Below are 5485 nucleotides of genomic sequence, written 5' to 3'. Positions count from 1 at the left end.
ATGTCGTATGCGAAGACGACAGCAGCTCCATCATTGCGGGTCGCGCGTACGGCAATGCGGTTGCCGTCACGACTAGGATTTCCCTTGGACGGGCCGAATTCGAGATCCCGATATTTCGTTGCGGCATACACTATGTCCTCACGATTGGTGCGGGGCGCCCAGGTCGATATCTTTTGACCATCGACACAGATCATCATCTCCGCGTTTCGAGGGCGCCATTCGCACTCACCCGACTTGTTGCGATGAAACAAAGGGAGGTAGGTTTTCCCGTCGAGGAAACACATGCCGTTGCAGCCGTTCATGAGGACGAGGAGGCTCTGATCCGCATTCCAGGCTTGCGCGCTCGAGTAGCGATGACTGCAATATATTTTGCCGCAGACAATTCCGCTGCCAAGCGCTCCGGGCTGAGTGATCCGAGTAAAGCGGATCCCTGTCGCCGGATCAGTTGCAGGTTTCAGATAAGCGGGCAGATCCATTGCCGGCTCCGTGCCTGCCGCACCGCTCGGCCGGTTTCCGGCTGTGTGCAGCGCCAGCAGAGCGGCCATCAACAGCAAAGCTGGTATGAGCCGCGGAAAGGTCATGTCATGTAGCTCATTTCGCGTCGGACGCGGCCTTCGCTGAGGCGCGAGCGCCACCACTCGATGGTCTTTTCCAGACCATCACGCAAGCTCGTATGTGCCCGCCATCCGACTTTACTTTCAAGGTTCGAGGAATCGGCGAGCAACGCGCGAACCTCGGAGTTTTGCGGCCGCATCCGGCTTTCATCTCGACGAACTGGTTTCCTGGTGCCACTCAACTCGAGCACCAACTCCAAAACGTCCGAGACACTGACGGCGCGCTGGCTGCCTGCATTGTAGGCATGGCCAAATTCAAGCTCGGCCGCCCCTGCCGCCACAAATGCCGCAGCAGTGTCCTCCACAAAGGTAAGGTCGCGGATAGGGCTGGTGTCGCCGACCATGATCGCCGGACAGTTCTCGTCCAGAGCCTGCCTTATGATGGTCGGCACGATGGCCCGCTCGCTCTGGCGCGGCCCGTATGTATTGAACGGTCGCAGGATGACCACCGGCACATCGAAGGACCTGGCATAGGACGCCGCCATCATGTCTGCGCCGATCTTGGATGCAGAGTAGGGGGACTGTCCCTGCAGTGGGTGGGATTCGTCGATCGGCATGGTCAGAGCGGTGCCATAAACCTCGCTCGTGGACGTATGCACAATGCGTTCGGTTTCCCAGTGGCGTGCCGCTTCGAGGACATTCACGGTGCCCAGCACATTGGTTTCCACATAGGATTGGGCAGCCGCGTAGGAGTAGGGAATCGCAATCAGCGCAGCCAGATGAAACACCGCCGCCTGGCCGCGCACGATCCGGTTGATGAACGCGCTGTCACGAACATCCCCACGAATGCATTGCAGCTGGCTTCGAACGTGGTCGGGTAAATCGTCCAGCCAGCCATGGCTGTCGAACGAGTTGTAGAGGGCCAGTGCCGTGACATCGGCGCCTTCGTGCACCAGCGCTTCCGTGAGGTGGGATCCGATAAATCCATCCGCACCCGTGACCAGGACCTTCCTGCCGTGATAGCTCACGACTGCGCACTCCTTTGATCGTGTGAGCTGACAAACTGGCGAACGAACAACGATCCATTCATGCCAAACTCTCCTCACTTTCCAACTCTATCCACTTGCCGCGGGAGGCAGGGACACGCCGAAAACCGCCCTGAAGCCTCGCATTATCCAGACGAGGTCCGATGCAATCGTGCGCCGCGGATAATAGGCGAGGTCGATCGTTGCCTTGGCCGGGAACAGGACCTCTCGATAAAACAGGAGCGGATCAAGGGATGGCGGGTAAAAACAGGCTTCGTGACGGAAGAGAACCTGGGTCGGGCCGAGCAGGCCGGGCTTCCACTGCAGGACGGCTTCATTGCCGCCGCGGAAACAATCGGCGAAGGCAAGGCTTTCCGGCCGCGGGCCGACAATTGCCATGTCTCCCGTAAAAACGTTCCACAGTTGCGGCAACTCATCAAGTTTCGTTGCCGCGAGAAAACGGCCTATCCGCGTCATGCGGCTGTCATCGTTCATGGTCAGCGCAAGGCCGAAAGGATCAGCTGTTGTCTTGAATTTGCGGAACTTGTACATGCGAAATGGTTTTGCGCCGGCACCCAGGCGCGTCTGTGCGAAAAGCACGGGCCAACCACCCTCGACAAAGAGTGCAACAGCAATCAGTAGCATCAGCGGAGCGAGTGCCATTCCCGCTGCTGCGGCGAGGATGATATCCATCGCGCGCCTGGCAATTCCATGGCTGGTGCCAGCTACGGCGGGCCGATGCATCGTCACGTCGAGTGCGTTCATGCCGCGGCTCCCGCGCGCCCGCTGCTTTCAATCGCGGTGGCCAACGCAACAACCACCGACTCGATCGCACTTGCCGTAATTTGCGGGTGTAGTGGAATCGTCAACTCCCGCTGCGCGAAATCCTCGGTCTTCGGCAGATGGATTTCAGTGAACATTTGGCGATAGAGCGTCATCTGGTGCACGGGCGTATAGTGGATTGTGGTCTGTATTCCCTTCGTTCGCAGATGGTCGATCACCGTTTGCCGGTCGACGTCATGTGGCAGGAGGACAGGCATGATGTGATAGGCCGAGGTCCGCGGTTTGCAGAACGGAACTGTCACAGCCGAGCAATAGTCTGCGATCAGACGTCGATAGAGGACGACCAATATGCGCCGGATTTCATTCCATTCCTGCAGGTTCTGAAGCTGGACCAAGCCAATAGCGGCGCGCAATTCATCCATGCGATAATTGAAACCGAGCATCGTCACATCGTATTGCGGCGTGCGGCTGTTCAGCCGCTGATGTGTGCCGCTGGTCATCCCATGTCCGCGAGCCTGGCGGATCGCTTCACGGAGCTGTGCATCCCGGGCGATTACGGCCCCACCTTCCGCGGTGGTCATGTTCTTGTTGCCGTAGAAGCTAAAGGCCGCGGCCGCACCATAAGTCCCCACCTCCTTAAGGCCGGGAGCATGCGCGGCATCCTCGACGATATGCAGTCCTCGCACACGGGCAAATCTCTGCCATTCTTCCCGGTCGGCGAGGTAGCCGGCAAAGTGGACGAGAATGACGGCCTTGGTGCGTCCGGTGCACTTGGCTTCCGCGTCGCTTAGGGACATCAGTGGCACTTCGGCCGACTCTATGTCGACGAATACCGGTGTTGCTCCTACGTAGAGCACTGCATTCGCGGTCGCCACGAAGGTCAGCGAGGGAACCAGAACTTCGTCTCCGGGACCGATCCCAAGTGCATGGAGAATGAGATGCAGGGCGGCGGTGCAAGAGCTGACGGCAACGCAATCGACCGCATCATGCACGGCCGCGAAGGCCTCTTCAAAGGCTCGTACCTGGTCCCCCATCGTCAGCCACCCACTGTCGACAACTTTGGCCAAGGCCGCCTTTTCCGGAAAGCCAAGAATAGGAGCGCTGACCAAGAGCATTACGACCTCCTCATGTTGGCGTGGTCGAGCGTTCAGCCCTCAAGCGGCCGCTGCCGAGACCTCGATCGATGCGGACTGCTCTTCCCAGGCAATGGTTTGTGCGTTTTGAAAATCTTCAACGCGTCCGATATCCAGCCAAAGCCCGTCATGTTTGTAGACGTGCACATTCGTGCCGTTTTGCATCATCTGCAGCATGAGATCGTCGAATCCGAAGGCGATGCCGTCAGGTATAAAACGAAAAACGTCTGGATTCATGCAATATATTCCCATGCTTACCAGATGGGATAGCGTCGGTTTTTCACGAAATACTTGAACGGTATTGTCGACCTCGTCGATGACGCCGAAGTCCATCTTGATGACGCGGGATGCGGTGGCTATGGTGACTGGATCCGTGTGTGTGCGGTGTGATGCCACAAACCGGCTGAGACTGAGATCGGTAAGTACGTCCCCATTGAGAACAATGAACGGCTCGTCCAGTTCCTCCCTGATCAGGGAGAGCGGGCCAATGGTGCCGAGAGGTTCCAGTTCCTGGGTGTAGCGTATCCTTAGATTCCACTGGGATCCGTCCCCGCATACGGTGCGGATCAAGTGCCCCAGATAGCCGGTCGTGACGTAGACTTCCTGAATGCCGTTCCGCCGCAGCCACTTCAAAAGCAATTCAAGAACCGGTCGAGCACCGATCGGCATGAGAGGCTTGGGCAATATGGAAGTGAAAGGCCGAAGGCGTGTTCCCATTCCACCGCACTGAATGACCGCTTTCATCTCGTCCTCCTATTGATACGACTGTCGCGGTGTGATGGGTCCAACCCACCCGGCCGGAAGGTACGCCAGTGTTGGTTTTGCCTCTCCGGAGTGCAGCGATGGTAAGTGGCGCTTAAGAAGGCGTCGTCGTGCATTTGAATGGCACTTTCCCGGCCTTTTGATTCAATATTCCAGTTGGCAGGGCATGGGGGCGGCAGGGCGATCAGAGCTGGGAACTGTTCACATGTCCGGCGCCGGCAACGACCTGCTCGGAAGGGCATCGCTACCGTTCGTACGAAAAAAACACTTCAACATCTGGCCCTGAAATGTGTGCGATTGTAAGCTATATTAGAAGGTTGAAATGTGCCGATGGGCGGCGGCGAGCGTCGACATACGGGGGATCAGCGGGCGGCTGATCTGTGTTGGGTCACCGTACAGTCCATCCAAAGGGAGGTTTCGGCAGCTAGGGACACATGCGGGCTGCCAAAAGGTGGGTGGTTCATGTATCGTATTATCATCGCCGATGATCACGGCTTGTATCGTCGTGGGCTGCGACTGGCTTTGATGGCCGGCATTCCAGACTTGGAAATATTCGAAGCGGCGTGTTTTGATACCGTCATAAGCTTGCTTGAAGATCAGGCGCCTGTTGATCTCGCCATCATCGACCTGAACATGCCGGGACTGTCCGGTCAGGACGACCTTCGCGACGTCTTACCGGCTCATCCCGACACACGGTTTGCAATTGTCTCAGGGACCGATTCACGCGCCGAGATTCTAACTGCCCTCTCGATTGGACTTCATGGCTATATCGTAAAGTCCCAAACGGACGAGGAGGTGGTCCTGGCGGTGAACGAAATCCTGGCTGGCCGCATTTACGTTCCGGCACTTCTTTCACAAAGGTCCAAGGCGTCGGTGCGCCTTCCATCCGAGGCTCCCACGCAAATGCCCCACAGGACCATCAGCGTCAACAATCTGGGCAGGCTTACGTCCAGACAGAAGGAAGTCCTCAGGTTGATGGCTGAAGGTTACTCGAACAAAGAGATTGCCCGCTCTCTTGAAATTGCAGAAGCGACGACGAAGATTCATGCGGCTGCCGTCCTGCGCGAACTTGGGGCACGAAATCGAACGGAAGCCGCGGTTTTGCTGAAGACATGGGCCGCCAGGGACATCAACTAGCGCCGATTGCTTTTGGCGGCAGCCGGACCGAATATTTCAGTCCGTGATCCAGCATCTCAAGCTTGGAAGAGTGGCCCACGATAGGCTCACC

Annotated in this window: 5 protein-coding genes and 1 pseudogene; 1 reads left to right on the top strand and 5 read right to left on the bottom strand. The window is 57.7% G+C overall.

The annotated features are described in order from the left end of the window. The 5 genes and pseudogenes from EN969_RS15015 to EN969_RS14995 form a co-directional block, all read right to left on the bottom strand. Positions 1-581, bottom strand: a pseudogene (locus EN969_RS15015) (hypothetical protein); the annotation flags it as partial. Beyond that, positions 578-1582 (bottom strand): SDR family NAD(P)-dependent oxidoreductase, encoded by a 1005-nt coding sequence (locus tag EN969_RS15010; protein ID WP_063167490.1) that lies wholly within the window; start codon positions 1580-1582, stop codon positions 578-580. The gene EN969_RS15010 and the pseudogene EN969_RS15015, both read right to left, overlap by 4 nt. Before the next feature lie 87 nt (positions 1583-1669). After that, positions 1670-2344: a sugar transferase gene (locus EN969_RS15005; RefSeq protein WP_013533117.1), complete on the bottom strand. Its 675-nt coding sequence runs from the start codon at positions 2342-2344 to the stop codon at positions 1670-1672. Continuing rightward, positions 2341-3477 carry a DegT/DnrJ/EryC1/StrS aminotransferase family protein gene (locus tag EN969_RS15000; protein WP_013533116.1) on the bottom strand — a complete coding sequence of 379 codons (1137 nt, stop codon included), beginning with the start codon at positions 3475-3477 and terminating at the stop codon, positions 2341-2343. Before EN969_RS15000 ends, EN969_RS15005 begins: the two co-directional genes overlap by 4 nt. Positions 3478-3516: 39 nt before the next feature. Next, entirely contained in the window at positions 3517-4239 is a 723-nt protein-coding gene (locus tag EN969_RS14995) for a sugar phosphate nucleotidyltransferase (RefSeq protein ID WP_013533115.1), read from the bottom strand. A 480-nt stretch (positions 4240-4719) separates the two neighbouring features. On the opposite strand from EN969_RS14995, the gene EN969_RS14990 reads away from it, so the two are divergent. Beyond that, complete coding sequence (locus tag EN969_RS14990; protein ID WP_063170174.1) at positions 4720-5394, top strand: response regulator transcription factor; 675 nt, start codon at positions 4720-4722, stop codon at positions 5392-5394. The last annotated feature ends 91 nt before the right edge of the window (positions 5395-5485 follow it).

The organism is Mesorhizobium sp. M7A.F.Ca.CA.003.01.2.1 (assembly GCF_003998945.1).
GTDB lineage: Bacteria > Pseudomonadota > Alphaproteobacteria > Rhizobiales > Rhizobiaceae > Mesorhizobium > Mesorhizobium ciceri.
This window is presented reverse-complemented; position numbering and strand designations above follow the sequence as displayed.

What these genes read in the sequence shown, in the direction of transcription:
- EN969_RS14990 (WP_063170174.1), top strand. Translation starts at nt 4,720, where the DNA reads ATGTATCGTATTATCATCGCCGATGATCACGGCTTGTATCGTCGTGGG.
- EN969_RS15005 (WP_013533117.1), bottom strand. Translation starts at nt 2,344, where the DNA reads ATGAACGCACTCGACGTGACGATGCATCGGCCCGCCGTAGCTGGCACC.
- EN969_RS14995 (WP_013533115.1), bottom strand. Translation starts at nt 4,239, where the DNA reads ATGAAAGCGGTCATTCAGTGCGGTGGAATGGGAACACGCCTTCGGCCT.
- EN969_RS15000 (WP_013533116.1), bottom strand. Translation starts at nt 3,477, where the DNA reads ATGCTCTTGGTCAGCGCTCCTATTCTTGGCTTTCCGGAAAAGGCGGCC.